Consider the following 19,617-nt stretch of genomic DNA (forward strand, 5'->3'; position numbering starts at 1 on the left):
TAACCGCAAGGTGACTTATCCATGTTCCTGTTGATCCTCCTGGGCGCGGCGGTCGCCTTCTTCGTGATCGCCCTGATCATGGCGGCCGGTTCGGGCAAGAAGGGCCAGGAGCAGGGCCGGGCCCCGAAGCGGCAGGGCACGTCCTCGTCCGGCGGCTCAGCCGCCGGGCGGCGTGAGGACCTGCGTCTTCCCTACCGTTACGCCGACGACATGCTGTTCGTGCACGGCGACTCGGTGTGGACCGGTTTGGTACTGCCCACCGCCATCGACGAGTATCTGAACGCCACAGAGCTGCAGGCCATGGCCGAGGCTCCCGCGCGCGGTCTGCTCAACCTCGCCCGCGGTGACCGCAACGTCGAGTGCCACTACCGCAAGGTCTACCAGCCGATCACGGCGGTGGGCTGGGCGGAGGACCTGAACGCGGTCGCTTGGGATCCGACGGAGAACTACAAGGCGTACAACCTGCGCAAGGCCGAGTACCAGGAGCGCATCGGCGCCCTGCGCGAGCGCAACATTCTGTTGGTGAAGCTGGGGTCGCTCAAGCGCAACGGCAAGAGCGGTGTGATGGCAGGCGACGACGAGCCGTACGAGGAGCCCGCCCTGCTTCAGGGTGTGCGCAACTCGGCGGACAGGGCGGCCTCTTCGGCCACGGGCGTCTCGGACGAGTATCTGTCCCCCTTCCTCCTCGCCGAGTGGACGCAGATCGCCACGGAGGTGCACGAGAGCCTGGAGGGGCTCGGCGGCACCCCTCTGACCCGTCAGGAGCTCGTCTGGCTGATCCGCAAGCCCCTGCACGGCGACCTGCCGGTGCCGCCCGAGCCGGTGCTCGGCTCACGCTCGTGGGGGCCGAACCAGTTCGACCTGGTCGTCGACTTCTCCGGCGAGAACCGCAAGACCCACATCGTCCTGCATCAGTACGACGAGATCTCCGGCGAACGGCAGACCAGTTACACAACAACGCTGGTCGCCGCCAACTGGCCCGCCGAGACCCGCTTCCGTCAGTCGTCTGCGTGGGCCCGCTACACCTCGCAGAACGTGGAGTTCCCTGTCGAGATCGACATGCGGTTCACGCTCATCCCGTATCTGAGGTTCAAGGACCGGGCCGACAAGATCCGGGGCAACCTCATGGACGAGATGAAGGACATGGCCTCCTCGGGCCGCAGCCCGGACACCAAACTGGCGAGCCAGGTCGCCCGTTCCAAGGACCTCGTCGACGACATCGAAGAACACAAGATGCCCGGTATGGAGGCGCAGATCCGGTTCACGATCTCCGCCCCCGACCTCAAGGAGCTGGAACGCCGGCGCCGGGTGCTGGAGATGCAGTTCAAGCAGGACCTGAAGGTCACCCTGCTGCGCCCGACACGCCAGCAGTGGCGTCTGCTGCAGTCACAGCTTCCCGGTGACGCGCCCAAGCTGCCGATCGCCCCGTACCTCCGTCTGCAGGAGGTGGAGCAGCTGGGTGCCGGACTGCCCACCGCGGGAACGGAGTTGGGCGACAATCCCGAGACGCGCTCCGGACGGCGACTGGGCTGGGTCGGCAGCCTGGTCGGCTGGGCCGGCAAGATGCCCGTGCACTACTCACTCCACGTGGGTCCCGCCCGCAACGACGGCGGTGGCCTCGCCATCGTCGGCGCCTCCGGCGGTGGCAAGTCCTCACTGGCACTGCAGAAGTTCTACGAGGAGTCGGAGTCGGGCGTGCGCTGCCTGGTCATCGACCCCAAGACCGACTTCGCGCAGCTGTGCTACTACCTGGGCTTCGGTTCCCAGGTCAACGACCCGGAGTTCGCCTCGGACGCCGAAGCGGGCATCCTCGGTACTTCCACCAGCCGGTTTCGGCCGATCAACCCGGACTTCTGGGCCGAGACCGAAGTGGTCGACCTGCTCAAGGGCCAGGCAGGCGTACTCGACCCCTGGGTGATCGCCCGCGACGTACCGGCCGGCCGGCTGCTCGCCGAATCCATGCTCCGCGGCTTCCTCGGCGACGACGACTACCAGCGCGTACGACTGCCCGTCATCGAGGCGATGGCCACCGTCGTCAGCCGCTACAACTCCGCCGTCCGTCAGGCCGTCGAGCACGGTATGGACGCACGGGACGCCGAACGCCGCATCCTGCGGCCGACGTTGTGGCAGGTGGTCGACGAGGTCGTCGCGGCGTACGACGCGGCGGTGGCGGAGGGGGACCGCGAGGCCCAGAAGGACCTGAAGCTGGCGCAGATGCTCCTCACCGAGCTACGGACACTGCCCTACGCACGGCTCGCCTTCTCGGACCGGCCCAAGCCTCTTTCCAGCATGCGCAAGCGGCGCACAGTCATCACGTTGCGCGGCTTCCAGTCCCCCGCGGCCTCGGATCCGCGCAGCTGGAACCCGGCGGAGCGTCTGGCGGCGACGGCTCTGATGGCGGTCGTGGAACTGGGAAGCCAGATGCTCGACGTCGGCTACGAGAAGAACCCGGTGACGGGTGAGGTCGGTCTGCGGCCCAAGGCCCTCTTCGTCGACGAGGCCTATGTCGTCACCGCCACGGAGAGCGGCCGGGATCTGATGCGCCGCGCGCTGAAGCAGGGCCGCTCCTACATGGCGGTCACCGTTCTGATCACCCAGCAGGCGATCGACCTGGTCCAGATCGAGGACTCCGAGGCGCGCAGCGGTGGCGCCAACCAGATCCACACCGTCTTCGCCTTCAAGCAGAAGTCTGCCCAGGAGGCGTCGCTGGTGGCCCCGCTGCTGGGGCGGCCGGAGAACGACCCCAAGGTCATCGCGGCGCTGCAGGAGCTGCGCACCGGTGTGTGTCTGCAGCGCGACGCCGACAAACGGGTCGGCACGGTCGCGGTCGACCTCGTCTTCCAGGAGATTCTCGCGGCCACGGACACCAACGGCACGAGCCGTCCGGCCCGGCAGGCGATCGACCCACCGACGAGTGTCTGGGACTGGAAGTTCATGCAGGAAGCGGACCCCGCCCCGGCACGGCCGGCCGAGCAGACCGAAGCCCAGCCGGCGTGACCTGTCAGAGCGCCACCACCACTCAACAGCACGGGGAACGGAACGGACAGCATGCGAATCAAGCGAACGCTGGCGCTGGGCGCCGCCCTTGTCTCTCTGGCCGCGGTCGGAGCGTGCGGGAGCGACGAGGGGTCGACGGACAGTGATCTGCCCAGCGCCTCGGACATGGCATCCGTGGCGGAGTACCTCACCACGTTCGTCCGTTGCGAGAAGCTCACCACGGGCGACGAATACGACGACTCCGGGCGCAGCACCGCGTGGGGCGAGGAAGAGGCCGCGGACGCCTCATGGGCCATCGGGGATCGCGCCGTCTGCCAAGACGGGAACGGCGCCCCCATCGCACTGCTCACCATCAAGGACATGAAGAAGTTCCAGACGGCCGCCGACCGGGACGGTCACGCGGGTTTCCTGGTGGGACAGGACTTCGCCGTCGTTCCGGCGGGCGCCGGCACGGTCGAGGGCCTCAAGGCCTCGCGCCTGAAGTATCTGACCTGTGATCCGGACTTCACTGTTCCGAGCGGCTTCGAGAAGGAGCAGGGGCTCGTCTCCGGCTGCTTCCTCAGTGATCACTTCCCGACCGACTGACCGCCTCGTGCGTCGTCGGCTCTCGTCGTCCGCATTCGTCCAAGGAATCCAGATGTCCTCGCGCCACACGCTGCGCCGCACCCTCGGCAGGACGGGCTCGGCCGTCCGCACCGTCCTCTTCGTGGCGCTGACCCTCATATCCCTGACCCTCGCCGCGCCGTCCTCGGCCTACGCGGACTTCTCGTGCAACTTCACCGGCGACGACCAGTACCAGATGGACACTGCGGGCGACGCGGAGAGCGTGTTCCCCGCCTACAACCAGTGGGACGAGGGGGCGACGGACGAGAAGGAGAACGCGAAGGGTCTCAACATCAGCGGCAGCGTCACCGGGGCCGTGAAGATGCCACGACCGCCCGAGATGTACACGATGTACGAGTTGAACGGCCTACGCGGGCTGAACTTCTCCCAGACCTTCAAGGGCCGTGGCGACGCCTCCGAGGACAACGGTGACCTCGGAAGCGGAGCCGACAGTTGCGCCGTGATGGACCTGGTCTACAACGGCGCGGCCGACACCATCTTCACGTTCACGAAGTTCTTCACGCGGATGTCGATCTCCATCAAGGAGACCGCTTCCAACCCGAGCCCGATGGCGGGTCTGTACGAGGGCCGCGACAGCATCGTGACGACCCTCAAGGACAACGTGCTGCAACCCGCCGTGGTCATCATGATCCTGCTCGTCGGCCTGTGGGTGTTCACCAAGTGGCGCGCCGGCGACACGCGTGAGGTGTGGGCCGGTGTCTCCTGGGCCGCGCTCAGCATCATCGGCGTCATGGCCTTCCTCACCGGCGGCAACTACGACAGGTTCGTGACATGGTCCGACAGCCATATCGGTGATGCCAACACGGCCTTGATGTCGACCGCCCTGGCCGGTGTGTCGGGCGAGATGCAGCCGCCCTGCGATTTGAAGGACAACTACAACAAGGGCTTGCGGCAGTCGAGTTGCGCCATGTACGACACGCTCATCTTCCGCCCCTGGGCCTTGGGGCAGTTCGGTGCGCCGGGCAAGAACTGCATCTTCAAGAAGGAGGGCGACGGCAAGGTCAGCGGGGGGGTCTGCGTCCCGAACGACAAGAACGCCTCATGCTCCTACGGCAGAGGCGCCCGCTGCGAGGATCTTCGCGTCCGTCAGCTCGTGGCCCAGTCCGAGACGAACAAGGACCTCGGCAAGGATCTGAACAAGATGGACGACGAGTGGGTGCCCATCCGCAAGGACATCGCGGGCGGTGAGGACATCGACACCGACGACACTCCGGACCAGAACATCTACCCGGTGGCGTTCGACACCTGGGCGGGCAAGAACGCGGGGGCCCGGGTGGGTGTGGCCTTCTACTCCCTGCTCGCATCCTTCGTAGTCGGCGTGATGGTCATCGTCCTCAGCGGACTCACCCTCCTCTGGCACGCCGTCACCCTGATCCTCATCGTGATGCTCCCCCTGGTCGCCGCCATCGGGATGCACCCCTCACAGCAGAAACTGCTCAGAGGCTGGCTGGAGGCCTTCGTGCACAGCTTCGTGCTGCGGGCGGGCTTCAGCGTGATCCTGACACTGCTGCTGGTCCTGTATCAGATGATCTTCCCGGCGGACATCGCGCTGGGCAGTCAGCTGCTGCTGCTCATGCTGGTGAGCATCGCCGTCGTGATGATGATCCGGAAGCTCATCGAGAAGCTGACGAGCGGGGAGTTCACGCCGGCGTTCGGAGGCGGTCAGATCGATCCGAACGCAGGCCGACCCATCGGCAAGGGAAGCTCGGACTGGTGGGTCGGCAAGAAGGGCCTGCAGCGTCCCGGCCAGGGGTCGGGCGGCGCCTCGGGGGGCACCGGCCGAGTAGCGGCCACCGGAGCGAGAAGGACAGAGGCCGGTACCGGGGACCAGAGGGTCGGACGTGCCTGGCGTGCGGGACGAAGCGCCGTGCAACGCAGGCGCAACGGCGGCAACCCGCCGCAGAACCCGAACCAAGGCGCGAACCGAACGGCCAACCCGCCCGGTTCGGGCGGCACCCGCGCAGGCACGGGCACGGGCACTAGCACTGGCACTGGCACTGGCACTGGCACCCAGGGAACGTCCGGCGGCTCCGGGTCCAACGGAGGCTCGGGGTCCACGGGAGGCTCCGGGCGCGGTGGTCGTGTCAGTGGCTCGGGCAGCGGCGGCACCGGGTCAGGCGGCAACAGCGGCGGAAGCGGGGGCTCCAGCGGTAATTCCGGAGGCTCTTCCGGCAACTCCGGCGGAGGCGCAGGTGGCTCCAGCGGCAACAGCGGTGGGTCCGGCGGGGGATCCGGCGGCAACAGCGACGGCTCGGGCGACGGCGGCACCGGATCCGGCGCCAACGGCACAGGCTCCGGTGGCCGTGTGAGCAACTCGGGCAATCCGTAGCAGCCCCAGGGCGCCGCTCTCACGGCGGCGCCCCTCCCCTCCGTCCTCCCCCACCTTCCGTCCGAACCTTCCGTCCGTACCGACATCGAGGAGACACCCGTGCCCGTACTGAACACAGGCCGTCCGCAAGGCCGTCGGGCAGGTGCGACCGTGCGCACCGGCCCGGAGCGCCTGGACACCGGTGAACTCTCATGAGGACGAGGACACGGCATCCCCGGGTCGGCGGGAAGCCGGCGTCGAAGCCGGGCCCGACGGGACGGCAGCGTGTGGGGAGGGGGAGTGCCTCGGCCCTGCTCCGGCGCTTCGTCCGCCAGGACCGCAACGACGCGTGGGCCGTCAGGCTCCTCCCCCGTATCGCCTTCGGATTCGCCGCGGCCTACACCCTCTTCGCGCTCGCGTCGTCGAGCGGCTCGTCCTTCGTCGCGGTTTGCGGGCTGCTCACGCTGGGACTGGTCGTCTGGTCCATGCGGCGCCGTCGACAACTGCTGCTGGCCATCGCGTCGACTGTGCTCACCGCCGGGCTGACCAGCTACTTCGCCACCGCCGGTGAAGCGGCTCGCTGGGGCACCTCGCCGGTCGTCAGCGGCGAGGCGGTGTTCGGGTACTGGGCGCTGGCCGGCATGGTGCTCCTCGGTGCCTGGATCCCGAAGAACCACCCCGGAGGACGCGGCGTCACGGTCGTGGGCGCCGACCTGATCATCGCCATCGCGTCGGGTGTGGGGATGGTCTGGCCGGAAGCGGGCGTCCCCCTCGGTTTCGTCGGGGTCAGCGCGTTCCTGACTTTGCGCGGCGGCAGCGTACAGGCCGTGCGCTCCAGGATGCGGAGGGTTTCCGGCAGGCGGTTCGGCCTCAAGAGCCCTACCGGCAGAGACAGTTGACGTGGCCGTGAATGTCTCGATTCGCCTATGCGTGAACGAACCGGATCATTTGCATATGCGTTGCGCACGGTTGACAGATTGCTCTAGAGTTCCTTGTGATCATAGATCATCACGGGGGATTACACACATGCGTATGGCAAGCCATACGGCGCTGTTTGCACCACCCATACCGTCCTCGCGCAAGCCCGTCGTACGGTCTCGCGTCCCCGATGCCGCGGTGTCCTGCCAGCGGCGCCCTGACGTGTTCCAGCACCCGCTGCTGGAGAAGGCCCGGCCCACGCCCGAGGAATCAGCAAGTCAGCGCCGTCACCACCTGGTACTTCTGCACACCGCACGCGACTTGTGCGCGTCCTGTCCACTGTGGGCCGAGTGCCTGCAGGACGCGATCGCGCACGCCGAGCCGTACGGCTACACGGCCGCGACCACCGCCGAGGACCGTCGCTGGATCCGCCGTCGACTCCACATCGGCGACGAGAACGGGGATCTTCCCCAGCGTGACACGACCCGTTCCGGCTGCACGTCCACGCCCTGGCGACTCGCTCGCCTGCGATCACGTGCCGGCGGTTCGGTTCCGTATCGGCCTCCTGGCGATCAGGCTACTCCCGACTTGGAACAGATTCTGGACGCTTTCGACATGCTTCACGAGCAACGGGAGCGGCAGCAGGACCTGTTGAAGGAGGCACAGGCCGAGGCAGCCGCACCGGCACCGGCGCGATCGGACGCCCCGTCCGGGACGGAAGCATCGTTGGAAGGCAGGGACGAAGATCCGATGGCAGGGGTCGACTCCGGAGAGCGGATCGTCTTCTCGCTGGAGGACCCGGCCGAGGCCGTACGACAGGCCGTACTGGGCCCCCTGGTGCGGTCCGCACTGCCCGCCGTGCTCAGCGTCGAGCAGGTCGCCGCCATGCTGACCAGGGTGCCGGGCGGCGATGTCGCGCCCGAGACCCTGAGCAGCATCCGCGATCTGCGGGCGGCCCTGGTGTCCATGCTGCCGACGGACGACGGTCCCTCGGGCGAGAGCGGCGAGGCAAGCACCCCGTCCGTTCTCACCGGCTCCGTGGGCCTCAAACTCGCGATGACCGACCCCGTGGCAGCGCTGCGACGCGACTTCCTGCGACCGCTGCTGCGGGATCTGCTCCTTCCCCTCTCCAACATAGAGAAGGTGGCCACCATGCTGACGGCCACAGCCGACGGGGACCTCGATCCCCGGTTGGAGACGGTCCGCACGGCGCTGCACGAGCTTCGGGCCTTCCTGCCCCGCATCGACACGAACGGCACGCCGGTTGCCCATGGTTCCCCATCGCCCACCTCGCGCGGTGACGGTTCCACGGACGCCGGGCCGCGCGATCATCCGGCGGTCATCTCCAGCGTCCGTGCCGCCGTGGTGCGGACCTTGGCGACCTTCCCGGGCGCGTTCTCGGCCGGCGATGTGCTGCACCTGATGCCGCCCAGCCGGTACGGTGCCACCTCGAAGACCATCAGCAACATACTGTCGACTCTGGTCAAGTCCGGTCAGCTGGAACGTGTCTCACGGGGCACGTACGTCCGTCCCCACAACCTGGTCGACAAAAACGAGACCACGAGCGGCTGTCCCGTACCGGGAGCCGCCCCGGCCGGGGGACCGGCCGAAAGGAAGAAACGATGACTGAAGCGCCCCACCCCTCAGGCACGCCCGATGTGCAGGGCGCCCAGATACGGGTCTTCTCGCCCAACGCCGGTCTGGTCGACGGCGTTCCGGTGACCGCCCCGCCCTACGGCGACATCCAGGACGTCGTCCTCTCGATCCTCCACCAGCGCGCCCAGCACCTGGGGGGTCCCGCTCTGGCGGCCATCACGGACGACCGCTTCGGCAGCACGATCCATCTTCTCGTCCACCCGGACGGATCGACGGAACAGCTCGCCTGACCCGGTTCGGCGGCCGGGTCGGGCGGCACGCCGTTCAGGGGGCGATCGCGCTGTCGTGAAGCTCCCTGTACGCGGCCGAGACGTCCGCGAGGCGTACGGTGACGATCTCCTCCCGGGTGGGTGTGTCGGAACCTCCGTAGAGGTCGTACAGACGCAGATCGCGAAGTGCCGTGGACTTCCGGCACAGTTCACGGGCGAAACGGCCGTTGCCCAGCCGATCGACGAGACCGTCGTCCACAGCCTCGCAGTGGCCGCGAAGTGCCATGGCGGCATCCTCATCGAGGACATCGCCTTGGGAGTCGAAGAAACCGTGGGAGATCCGCACGAGCTCATCGGCGGAGTACGAGGGAAAGTGCACACGGGTCGTGAACCGTGAGGCCAGTCCGGGATTGGTGGCCAGCAGCGCGTTGATCTCGTCCGGGTAGCCGGCCAGGATGACGACCAGTCGGTCCCGGTCGTCCTCGGCACGCTTGAGCAGGACCTGTAGCGCTTCGTCACCGAAGGCGTCGCCGCCGGAATAGCCGCTGTTCGACAACGCGTATGCCTCGTCGATGAACAGAATGCCTACCCAGCGCGGAATCGATCACTTTGCTCGTCTTGATGGCCGTCTCGCCGAGATGCCGGCCGACAAGGTCAACACGCTGCGTCCCCACCACGTGTCCGCGCTCAAGCAGTCCGAGGCCGGCGAACACCTTGCCGAGCGCCCGGGCCACAGTGGTCTTGCCCGTCCCCGGCGGGCCGGCGAACACGAAGTGCTGCGGCCCCGGGCTGGAGGGCAGACCTTGCTCTCGGCGTACAACGGTCCTACGCAACCGAGCCACGGGTGTGCGCAGTTGCCGCTTGACCGGCTCCAGGCCCACCATGCCGTCCAGCAGCTCCATCGCCTCGCTGAGCCACAACCCCCGGGTTACGACATCAGGGGTGGCCGAAGCATCCTCCGTGGACACCGCCTTGGGCGATGCCTCCTGGTCCGGGGTGTCGGTGGCCGGGACGGTGACGGCCTTGGCTCGGGTGACGACATCGGCGAGGGTGGGAAAGCAGCGGAAGGCGTACTGGAAATGCCGCAGTGCCTCCTCCGGCCTGTCCAGCCCGTCGAGCGCGAGGCCCCGCACATAGGCGACCTCTCCCTCGAAACGACTTTCCTTGTCCAGGGCCTGCGGAAGCGGAGCGAGGGTGCTGATCGCCTCATGGAAGACGCGCTGCTCCACGAGGGCTCTGGCCACATAGAGTTGCGCCTCGTCCCGGAGGAACGCGTCGGTGATGTTCCGCGAGAAGTGCAGGACCAGCGGCCAGTCCTGCTTCAGGAAGGCGTATCTCGTGCACACGCATCGCGTCTCGTCGCAGTCCAGCTGGGCCTCCGCCATGGACTGCCACGCCTCGCCCAGCCGCCGTTCGCGCAGAAGCCCCGCCATGGTGGCGAGCCAGAGGTCACGCGCGGTCTCCAGACGGAACGTCACATGGAAACCGAGGTCGAACCGGGACTTCAACTGCATGTTGTGCTTGCTGCGCAGAGTACCGAAGGAACCCCTGTGCTGTAACATCGCCTCTACGGCCTCGGCCTGACGATGCCCGGCGGCATGCAGACCCAGCCAGGCATCAGCGGCGAACGGATCGTGCTGCAAAGCCAGTTCGAAGCACTGCACGGCTAACTCCGTCCGGCCCTGCCGCAAGAACCCGACACCTTCGGTCCAGGCCCGCTCGGACTTCCTGGTGGCATACCACGACGCCCCCAGCTTCGCTTCCTTTCCTTGTGAAGCACTGGTTCCGGCCTTGCAGAGCGAGCATTCCACCTCACCGGATCATCAGCGGACGTCGGGAACGAGAACCCGGGATCACCCCGCTCGACGCTCCCACGATCAGAGACGAACCGAAGCGGATCGACATCCCCCGCCCGGCTCTGCGCGCGAGGAGGAGGGCACGCCGCAGAGGTGCCCTGACCGTACTCGGACGGTACGGCAGGCCGTCGGAACAGCGTGACCGCCCGAGCCGTCCGTTCCCCGGCCCTGCGAACCGACGGTGAGCCGCACACCGTATCGGCGTCCGGGGACACGCGGGCGCGGGGCACACGCGCGGACGCGGTCACCGACGCGCAGCTCCTGGCCGACGACGACCGGGGCCGGGTCGCCGAGTCCCTTCCCCACGATGTCCGTCAGGCTGTCACCGGAGAGCACGGTCGCCTTCTGCGCAGCAGCTGCCGTACGCCGTCCGGATCGACGGACTCAGCAAGGACGTGACTAAGAAGTGGTCGACATCAGGTGTGCTTGTCGCGGGCGGCTTGGACGAAGTCGCGCTTGAGCTCGGCGGTCGTGGCCAGGTTCGCCTCGTCGATCCGTGGCGTCAGAAGATGGTGAAGGTTCCACAGGCGGGTGCGGAGTTCAGCCTCGGTGCACTCTGTGGTCGGCTCCCGCGACTCGTGATGGATGTGGGCTCCGTACTCCAGCTCCAGCTGGATCTGTTCGGCGTCACCGATCCGGCAGCGGGACTCGACAAGGTTGAAGACGATCCCGTCGGCAAGATGGACGTAGTGGCCTTTCGCCCGGGTCTTGTACACCACACCCGCACTGCCGTCGCAGCCCGCGAAGGCGGCCGTGATCCGATCCGGGTCCGTGAGGAAATCCTCCGTCGCCTGGACAAGCGGCGTGCCGGTGGCCGGGTCCCGGAAGATCTGGTGCACCTTCCGCTTGACGCCCTTGCTGCGGTAACCCTGGACAAGTGCCGTGCCGCTCGCCGAGTCCCGGAAGGTCTGATCTGCGCTCCGTCGCAGAGCGTCCGTGCCATCGGACTTGCGCTGCTTGCTCAACTCTGTGGAGCCCAGCAGCCAGTACTCGACGGTGGTAGCCCGGAACACGAGCCACGGTGGAGAGATCACGCCGTCCGGCAGGCCGTCCGGCGCAAGCAGGCTCCGTGCGCAGTCCCCCAGCTCACCGTGGGTTCCGGACCGCTGCGGCGCGTACTTGATCTCGAACTCCACGCCTTTGGAGTGGGGTTGAATCCGGAAACCGTTCGCGGCAAGGAGATTCAGCCAGTTGCCCGTGCCATCGTCCGTGACCGCGCTGAGCAGTTCGTCCCGATACGGCTCAAGACCGGCCATCGCGGCTCTCCGGTACAGCGGCCTGACTGGTCTTGTCGAGCAGCCCGGCGATCTCCTCCGGCGACGGGCGTCCCCGACCAAGCCTGGTGTACCACGGCACGTCCGGGCGCAGAGGGCTGGTGCGCAGCTCGCTGCCAGAGCGTGCGTAGCGGCGACCCGCCTCGTCGAGGAACGGTTCCCAGCCTTCGCCAGGGTCGCTGCCCGGGCGCTCCAGCGTCTCCAGCAGGTCCCATCTCGGCGCGGCCGACTCTATCCGGGCGGCGCCGGGAGCAGAGACGTTGGCGATGATGATCGCGCCCAGCGGGAGTGGTGGCGCGGACTTCCGGACACCGAGCGCGGTCCCGTAAATATCATGCGGCATGAGGACCTTGGCGCCGTCGTCCGGCGACTGCTCCAGGCCCAACTCCTCGGCGGCCTTCAGCAGCTCCGGGTTGGCGCGGATGGTGCCCCAGCACACCCCCGGGTAGTCGGGGTAGCTGTACACCTGACCGGCGTCGGTGGTCACGTGGAGAATGTCGCCGGAATAGAAGTCGGCTCCGCCTCGAACGAGGTCGAGGGCGGTCGTGGTCTTTCCTGCCCCCTTGTCACCGACCAGGGCGAACGCCACCTGCCCGTTGCTGACCGATGCCGCGTGGATGAACGTGCCGCCGCCGACCGCGGCCAGCTCCCACATGGCCTCCCGCAGGAAATCGGAGAGGTGATAGCGCGAGGTGTCGCTGACGTAGACATGCACTCCGGACCCGTCGGCGGCCAGGTCGAAGACCGTCCGGCTCGACTTGATTTCGATCACTGTCCGGTCTTCGACCTGCCAGAGGTCACCCCAGACATGGCTGGCGTCCGACCGGCCTTTGCGGACCATCGTCCGCTGCGGCTCGCCGGACGGGCGTGTCCAGTCGGCCAGCGGGGAGATCCGCAGGGGCAGGCCGTGCGTCTGGATGGGGTCGACCGGATCGACCGAGAAGTGCGGCTGCACGAAAGCGAGCACCGGCGCGATGGCCTGCTCAGCGTCGGCGTGGACCGTCGCGCTGATCTCCTGTGCCGCGAAGCGGATCGACAACGTCCGGCTCATGCGAGGCTCCCGGTGACGCGCTGTCCCAGAGGGGCCATCAACTGTGGCGCAGCCAACCGGTTTACCACGCATGCCACTATGCCGTGAATCAATCTGCCAACCTTCAGAGAGTCGAACAGGCATGTGTCTGACCGAAGGGATAGAGGTGAAGACGGGATTCGAACCCGTGTAGACGGCTTTGCAGGCCGTTGCCTCGCCTCTCGGCCACTTCACCACAACATGACGCTCGGTCAAACCGGGCGCCGAGAAACGATACTAACCGATCACCTTTGACAACAACGCGGCTAGCCTCGATCTTGCATGACGGTCCGCCGACGGAGTCGGTGGACCGTTTCGCTTTCTGTGGCTGATGGTGGGCATGCCGGCGGACCGAGTGTCGCGTCGGGTTGGCGCCGGGTTCCACTGCTCCGGGCTGGGTTCTCTTTTCGTAGGGACAGGCGAATCCGCTGGTCAGCCGGGGGTGGGCAGGAGCGCGAGCCGTTCGAGGGCGGTGGTGATCTCGTCGGTCCAGGGCCAGTGGCGGGTGAGGCGGAGAATCCTGCGTCGGCCGGTGGTGACGAGCTGAGCGGCCGCGGAGAACAGGCGGAATCGCAGGCGGCGGGGTTCCCAGAGCCGGGCCTTGCCGGTGAGGGCAAGCATGAGCATCCAGGCCAGCAGGTCGAGGGCGATCTGGACGATCTCCAGCCAGACCTTGTTCTGGGCTGTTGTATGGAGTGGCAGGTTGCGCAGGCCGGTGGCGCGGGCGGCCCGGATCCGGTCCTCGGCCCGGGCCCGCAGCCGGTGACGGAGTTCGAGCGCGGCGATCGGCCGGTCCGGGGTGTTGGTCGCGAAGCACGTGATCCGCATGCCGTCCGCGTCCGTGATTCTCAACTGGGCGCCGGGATGGGGCCGTTCCTTTCGGATGATCAGTCGCATGCCCTTGGGCCAGCCGTGAAGGAGCTTGCCGGTGAGCTCGGCGACCCAGGCTCCGTCACGGGCCTCGCCGTCGGTCTCGACGGCCGGTGTCCAGGCTGAGGCGGGGACCTTCAGCACGTGTTCGTGGATCGCTTCGGTGACCGTCATGCCGACCGAGTAGGACAGCCAGCGCCCCCGCTGGGCGAGCCAGGACACGAAGTCGTGGGTGCCGCCCGCGGAGTCGGTGCGGATCAGGGTCTGTCGCCCTCGCCGGTATCGCTTCGGCATTTGAGCCAGGGCGAGTTGGGCGGTGGTGATGTGGTCGGCTGCCGTGTTCGAGCCCGCGTTCCCCGGTCGCAGGAGGGCGGCGACGGGCTCACCGGTTCCGCCTGGTCCGTGGTCGAGGAAGGCCGTCAGCGGGTGATGGCCGTAGGTCTTCTTCCAGGTCGGGGCCGCGTCCTCCTTGTCGGAGTGGGCGATCACGAGGACGCCGTCGAGATCGATGACGACCTGGCCGTCGGCGTCCGGGGTGTTCTTGCCGGCCAGCGACCAGGCACGGCAACGGACTTCGGACCGTGCGGACCGGATGGCCTGCAGGGCTTTCTCCCCGGAGGCGGCGAGGGTGTCGATCAGGCGGGAGAGGGTCGGGCCGGCGGCGACCGGGCCGAAGACGGCCGGCTCGCACCGCAGCATCGCGACGTCCGCGAGACAGTCCCCGCCCAGCGCGACCGCCAGGGCGACGTCCAGGAGGGCCTTGCCGGGATCGTGGACGGCCCGCGGTTTGCGCCACGGAGCCAGAGCATGGGATATGGCCTGGTCAAGGCCGGTCTTCCGGACCGTTTCGACGAGCAGGACCGACCCGGCCTGGGAGACCACCTGGCGGCCGTCGTCCTGGACACGGACGCGGGGATAGGACCCGATAGAGTGCTTCACCTGGGAAGTGCCTCCGGCGGTGGCAGGAACAAGGACCTCGACAATCCTCATTCTTGCTGGTCAGAGGCACTTTCTGCTTTCCTGACCGCCTGCTGGACAGCCCGCTTCATGAAAGCGCGAGGCTAGGGTGCACCGATGGAATCCGCTGCAGGAGTGGTGAAGCCGTACGCTCCGTTGCCGGGCTCGGCCATCGGCCTGGTCACGCCATCGAGTTCGGTGAGCCGCTTTCCGCGTCGTTTGGCGCGAGCTCTGCAGGCGCTGACCGGTCTTGGTTTCCGGCCGGTCCCCGCGCCGCATGCGTGGTGGGACGACAGTGATCGGCCCGCGCCCGAGGTTCTCGCGAAGGACATCGCGTGGTGCTGCCAGCACGAAGAGATCTCGGCGATCCTGTGTACGACCGGCGGCCTGCGCTCCGCCGAGCTGCTCCCCCACCTGGACTTCGACCTGCTGAGAGCCGCTCGTAAACCGCTGTGCGGGTTCAGTGACATCACCTCTCTGCTGCTCGGGGTGTACGTCCGTTCGGGCATCGTGACGTTCCACGGTCCCACCGTCGTCCCGTCGATGGGTGATGCCGACGGCATCGACCCGTACGGGGCGGCCGGCCTGCTCGATTCCTGGCGTCCCGGCGGCTCCCGGGTGCTGCGCCCGCCCGCCGCGACGTCCGTGGAGTCACCGCGCTGGGAGGTGGAGGACCATCGTCCACGGTCTCGGGTACCGGCGGGGCCCTGGCGTGTCCTGAGGCCTGGTGCCGGACGCGGACGGTTGGTCGGCGGCCACCTGAGCACGGTGGTGGGCCTGCTCGGTACCCCGTACTGTCCGCGGACGACCGGCTGCCTGGTCTTTCTGGAGACGAACGAGTCCGAGGTGGCGGTTGTCCGGCGGGACTTGGCCACGCTCGCCGCAGCCGGGTTCTTCCGCGACGCCGCGGGCCTGGTATTCGGCCGCACGCCGGGCGCCGACCGGCCGGACGACCTGGATCGGTGCCTGCGGGACCTGGCCGCCGGCCATGGCCTTCCCGCACTCACCGACGTCGACCTCGGCCACACCGTGCCGATCACGACACTGCCGATCGGCGTCATGGCCACGCTGGACACCGGCCGGGCGATGCTGCGCCTCGACGAGACCGCGGTATCGGCGCGGGAGACTCAGCGGGAGAAGGACAGTGTGACAATGCCCTCCGGCACGCCGCCGAGGCGGACCTTGTAGTCCTGTGCGCCCTTGAGGAAGTCGAAGACGAACCCCTGCTCAAGGGTGGCCTCGGCCAGGTGGGAGACGAGGACGACTCCCGGCGCGAGCCCGTTGTTGGAGGCACTGACCGTCGTCATGTCGTACGACATGTTGTAGAGGTACTTCGTGCGCCGATGTGTCAGCACTATCGCGGAAGCGACAGCGCGGTCGTCCTGCGCACGGAGTTCCACCACATGCGCTGCGTTCTTCGGAGCCAGTTCCTTGACCAGGTTGCGGACGAAGTCGCCGTACTCGGTCACGAAGTCGCGCATCGCCGGCGTCGCCGAGGCCTTCCAGGCGAGCAACTGTTCCAACGCGCTGGACCAGGTGTCCGGGGTGGAGGCAACCACCTTCACCGGCCCGATCTCCTCCTCCAGGCGCTTCCGCTTGCGGAGCACCTCTCCTCGTCTCTTGGAGTTCAGCAGTCCGAGGTAGCCCTCCGGCGCCGACAGGATGCGGGGCGCCTGGTCGTGGACCCCGACCTCGGCCTGCGGCACTCGCCAGCGGAAGGCGTCGATCAGCGCCTGGGTCAAGGGCCCGTCGGCCGGGAGCCCGGCAAGGTGTGCGCGTTCCCACCGCGGCTCGTCGAAAGCCAGCCGGACCACGGCGTCGGCCACGGCGCTCTCCCGGCCGTCAGCGACGGCCGGGCCCATGTAGTCGACGACATCCTGTCCACCGGCGAAGGACAGAGTGCCGTCGTTCAGCTCGAAGGCACAGACACCGATGGTTTCCCCGCCGTCCGCAAAAGTAGCGGCGTAGAATTGTGACGCTGGATTCTTCGTGGCGGTGTCGCGCCACCACGTCAGCAGAAATCGACTGTCCTGGAAAATCGAACCGGTCGTGCCGACGAATTCGTCCCACGAAGAATTACCGAGGACGTCGTCGCCGTCCCCCCACGCTATGTCGACATTACTCATGCCCCGCACATGCCCTTTCCTTGCCAATGTGTGACCGTCTGGCCGCGGCTCACCCGATGTGGAGGCTGACCCCGGCCACGGTACCAAGGCGGCGATCACCCCCACCCTCGGCGCAAGCTGAGCCAGTGGCCTCGCCAAGGCTTCCCGCTCCGGCCCGTCTTCAGTCCCTGCGGTCGCTCCTCCGAGGAACTCGGTGAGGGTCCATGGCTGGGAGCACGCCTGACGAGTCGCCAAGCCCTCACCGGCAGTTCGGGCCAGTTCCCATACGGTTAGCATGAACGGATGTAACTGACGTAGAGTCGGTCGGCCGGATGGGGGTCCTGGATGCCTTGCAGCCCGGCCAGTGAGGTTTCCCTACGCGTAAGGAGTCCACCGTCGTGGTCAAGGGCGCTGCCGATACGTCCGTGCCGGTCGCCGTGCCAGTGTCCGAGATGGACTACTCGAGCTTCGTCGGCCTGATCCGTGAGCGAAACCGACCCTCGGGCGGCGTGCGGACGGTGCAGGAGGTCGCGGTCCAGGCCCGGATCGGATCGAACAGCCGGGTTCTCGAGATAGGGAGCAACACCGGCTTTACATCGGTCAATATCTCGCTGCTCACCGGAGCGTCGGTGGTGGGCATAGACGTGAACCCGAATTCGGTCGCCGAGGCGGAGTCGTACGCCCAGTTGCACGGGCTGTCCGACCGGGTGCGGTTCCAGGTACAGGACGCCCGGGAGCTCGCGGTCGAGGACGCTTCCTTCGACGCGGTCTGGGTCAGCAACGTGGTCTCGTTCGTGTCCGACAAGGCCCGGATGCTCAGCGAGGTGACGCGCGTGGTCAAGGTCGGCGGCACCGTGATCGCCGTACCGATCTACTACCGGAGCCAGCCATCGCAGAAGATCGTCGGCCAGGTGTCCGACGCCATCGGAACGCCTGTTGACGTGATGAGCAAGAACGACTGGCGCGCATTCTACGAAAAGGCGCCCGGTCTCGAGCTCTACTACGAGTCCGATTTCGTCTACGACCTCATCGACGATCACGACATCGAACGGTACTGCGACGGTCTGATGGACAAGGAACATCTCGCAGCCCTCGATCCCGGTGTGCAGGCACAGATTCGGCATCGGATGGGTTATTTCATGCGCCTGTTCAACGAGAACCTCAGTTATGCCGGCTTCTCCGTCATGCTTCTGCAGAAGCGAGTGGAACGGGACGAGGTCGAACTTTTCACCAGCCGTTCCGTACCGCTCCTGCCCAAGGAATGATGTCCGTGACCAATCCATCGGCAAGCGAGCAGCTGAGGCAGAGCCTTTCGCTCTACAGCACGCTGTCGCGCACCAGCACGCACTTCACTCCTGCCGAGGACAGCGCTGTCCGGATGTACGTGTGCGGGCCCACCGTCTACAGCGCGCCACACATCGGCAACATGCGGACCTACCTGTTCGCCGACATCGCCCGCCGGGTCCTGGGATTCGCGGGCTACTCCGTCCAGGCGGCCATGAACATCACGGACGTGGGCCACCTGACCAGTGACGCGGACAGCGGCGACGACAAGATGGCGAAGGCGGCCGCCGCCGAGCGGGCCACCGCTTGGGAGGTCGCGGAGAAGTACACGGAGATCTTCCTCGCGGACGCCGGCCGGCTGAACATCCTGCCGATGGATCTGGTCCTGCGGGCCACCCAACACATCCCCCAGCAGATCGCGCTGATCCAGCGGCTGGAGGACAAGGGTGTCGTCTATCGGACCAATGACGGCATGTACTTCGACACCTCCTTCGTGCCCGATTACGGCAAGCTGACCCCGAACGACACCCGTGAGCACCTGCGCGCCGGCGAGCGGGTGGCGATGGGCGAGAAACGTCACGCCACGGACTTCGCACTGTGGAAGTTTTCCCCGCCGGAGGCTCCGAAACGCGACATGGAATGGCCGTCACCCTGGGGTGTCGGCTTCCCCGGCTGGCACATCGAGTGCTCGGCAATGGCGATGGAATACCTGGGCGAGTCGCTGGACCTTCACCTCGGCGGCATCGACCACATTCCGGTCCACCACACCAACGAGATCGCACAGAGTGAGACGGCGACGGGTGTCCCGTTCTCACGTTGGTGGATGCACGGCGCCTTCCTCACCCTTGAGGGCGAGCGCAGGATGGGCAAGTCCGAGGGCAACAAGATCACCCTCGACACGCTCGTCGAGGAAGGCTTCGATCCGCTCGAATTCCGGTACCTCGTCCTGCTGAGCCACTATCGGAGCCCGCTGTCGTTCTCGCCCACCGCGCTGGAACAGGCCGCGAACGCCCTGCGACGCCTGCGGCACCGGGTCGCCGCTTGGAAGAAGTCCGTCGGCGCGGGGGCGGAGCTGCCTGATTGCCCCGACAGCCCGTACCTCACGCGATTCGTGGAGGCACTGGCGGAGGATCTCAACATGCCGCGCGCCGTCGCCGAGTTGTGGCAGCTCGCAAGGGACCCCGATGTCGACGACGCCACCAAGCTGAGCCTGATCCTGGCCTTCGATGAGGTATTGGGGCTGGACCTGGAGTCTGCCTCGAAGGAGCCGGCCGAGATCCCCGACGCGGTGGTCCGGCTCGCACAGGAACGGTGGGAACTCCGTTCGGCGAAGCAGTTCGAGGAGTCCGACAAGCTGCGCGCCCAGATCCTGGCGGCCGGCTACAACGTACAGGACGGTCCCGAGGGGTACGAGCTTGTTCCCCTTCACGACTGATCTGCCGACCGACTCGGGTGGAGCGGCTGACCGGGCGCTACGGCAACTGCGCCGA

General features: G+C 67.3%; 15 protein-coding genes, 1 tRNA gene and 1 pseudogene. 10 read left to right on the forward strand and 7 right to left on the reverse strand.

Annotation, left to right across the window (positions count from 1 at the left end; translation table 11 throughout):
* The first annotated feature begins 21 nt into the window (after positions 1–21).
* The 7 genes and pseudogenes from SCAB_RS19230 (at position 22) to SCAB_RS19255 (ending at position 8,733) form a co-directional block, all read left to right on the forward strand.
* Positions 22–2,997 (forward strand): ATP-binding protein, encoded by a 2,976-nt coding sequence (locus tag SCAB_RS19230; protein WP_013001738.1) that lies wholly within the window; start codon positions 22–24, stop codon positions 2,995–2,997.
* A 51-nt stretch (positions 2,998–3,048) separates the two neighbouring features.
* On the forward strand, positions 3,049–3,582 hold the full coding sequence (locus SCAB_RS19235; RefSeq protein WP_013001739.1) for a hypothetical protein: 534 nt from the start codon (positions 3,049–3,051) through the stop codon (positions 3,580–3,582).
* A 52-nt stretch (positions 3,583–3,634) separates the two neighbouring features.
* Positions 3,635–5,950 carry a hypothetical protein gene (locus tag SCAB_RS19240; protein WP_013001740.1) on the forward strand — a complete coding sequence of 772 codons (2,316 nt, stop codon included), beginning with the start codon at positions 3,635–3,637 and terminating at the stop codon, positions 5,948–5,950.
* A 266-nt stretch (positions 5,951–6,216) separates the two neighbouring features.
* Positions 6,217–6,828, forward strand: a complete 612-nt coding sequence (locus tag SCAB_RS19245; protein WP_013001741.1) for a hypothetical protein — start codon at positions 6,217–6,219, stop codon at positions 6,826–6,828.
* Positions 6,829–6,961: 133 nt separating this feature from the next.
* Positions 6,962–7,258, forward strand: a pseudogene (locus SCAB_RS48540) (WhiB family transcriptional regulator); the annotation flags it as partial.
* A gap of 339 nt (positions 7,259–7,597) precedes the next feature.
* Positions 7,598–8,473, forward strand: a complete 876-nt coding sequence (locus SCAB_RS48545; RefSeq protein ID WP_231885321.1) for a type IV toxin-antitoxin system AbiEi family antitoxin domain-containing protein — start codon at positions 7,598–7,600, stop codon at positions 8,471–8,473.
* Positions 8,470–8,733 (forward strand): hypothetical protein, encoded by a 264-nt coding sequence (locus SCAB_RS19255; RefSeq protein WP_013001743.1) that lies wholly within the window; start codon positions 8,470–8,472, stop codon positions 8,731–8,733. Before SCAB_RS48545 ends, SCAB_RS19255 begins: the two co-directional genes overlap by 4 nt.
* Before the next feature lie 34 nt (positions 8,734–8,767).
* Here the strand turns inward: SCAB_RS19255 and SCAB_RS48550 are convergent, their stop codons facing one another.
* From SCAB_RS48550 to SCAB_RS19280, 6 genes are all read right to left on the reverse strand, one after another.
* Positions 8,768–9,268: a hypothetical protein gene (locus SCAB_RS48550; protein WP_231885083.1), complete on the reverse strand. Its 501-nt coding sequence runs from the start codon at positions 9,266–9,268 to the stop codon at positions 8,768–8,770.
* Positions 9,228–10,376 (reverse strand): AAA family ATPase, encoded by a 1,149-nt coding sequence (locus SCAB_RS19260; protein ID WP_231885085.1) that lies wholly within the window; start codon positions 10,374–10,376, stop codon positions 9,228–9,230. Before SCAB_RS19260 ends, SCAB_RS48550 begins: the two co-directional genes overlap by 41 nt.
* Positions 10,377–10,984: 608 nt before the next feature.
* Positions 10,985–11,824: a hypothetical protein gene (locus SCAB_RS19265; protein ID WP_013001745.1), complete on the reverse strand. Its 840-nt coding sequence runs from the start codon at positions 11,822–11,824 to the stop codon at positions 10,985–10,987.
* The gene (locus SCAB_RS19270) at positions 11,811–12,881 is read right to left on the reverse strand and encodes a phosphoenolpyruvate carboxykinase (ATP) (RefSeq protein ID WP_148274214.1); all 1,071 of its coding nucleotides are present in this window, start codon (positions 12,879–12,881) and stop codon (positions 11,811–11,813) included. Before SCAB_RS19270 ends, SCAB_RS19265 begins: the two co-directional genes overlap by 14 nt.
* Positions 12,882–13,036: 155 nt before the next feature.
* A tRNA-Cys gene (locus SCAB_RS19275) sits at positions 13,037–13,107 on the reverse strand.
* A gap of 236 nt (positions 13,108–13,343) precedes the next feature.
* Positions 13,344–14,720, reverse strand: a complete 1,377-nt coding sequence (locus tag SCAB_RS19280; RefSeq protein WP_013001747.1) for an IS1380 family transposase — start codon at positions 14,718–14,720, stop codon at positions 13,344–13,346.
* Positions 14,721–14,855: 135 nt separating this feature from the next.
* Here SCAB_RS19280 and SCAB_RS19285 point away from each other — a divergent pair, with 135 nt between their 5' ends.
* A complete protein-coding gene (locus SCAB_RS19285; protein ID WP_078580141.1) occupies positions 14,856–15,926 on the forward strand; it encodes a S66 peptidase family protein in 1,071 nt (356 codons plus the stop codon).
* Here the strand turns inward: SCAB_RS19285 and SCAB_RS45920 are convergent.
* Positions 15,866–16,864 (reverse strand): GNAT family N-acetyltransferase, encoded by a 999-nt coding sequence (locus SCAB_RS45920; RefSeq protein WP_158512245.1) that lies wholly within the window; start codon positions 16,862–16,864, stop codon positions 15,866–15,868. The two genes, SCAB_RS19285 and SCAB_RS45920, sit on opposite strands and share 61 nt — an antisense overlap.
* Before the next feature lie 377 nt (positions 16,865–17,241).
* Here SCAB_RS45920 and SCAB_RS19295 point away from each other — a divergent pair, with 377 nt between their 5' ends.
* On the forward strand, positions 17,242–18,108 hold the full coding sequence (locus tag SCAB_RS19295; RefSeq protein WP_013001749.1) for a class I SAM-dependent methyltransferase: 867 nt from the start codon (positions 17,242–17,244) through the stop codon (positions 18,106–18,108).
* A 5-nt stretch (positions 18,109–18,113) separates the two neighbouring features.
* A complete protein-coding gene (gene cysS, locus SCAB_RS19300; RefSeq protein ID WP_013001750.1) occupies positions 18,114–19,562 on the forward strand; it encodes a cysteine--tRNA ligase in 1,449 nt (482 codons plus the stop codon).
* Positions 19,563–19,617 lie beyond the last annotated feature (55 nt).

The sequence above is a fragment of the Streptomyces scabiei 87.22 genome (assembly GCF_000091305.1).
Lineage (GTDB): Bacteria > Actinomycetota > Actinomycetes > Streptomycetales > Streptomycetaceae > Streptomyces > Streptomyces scabiei.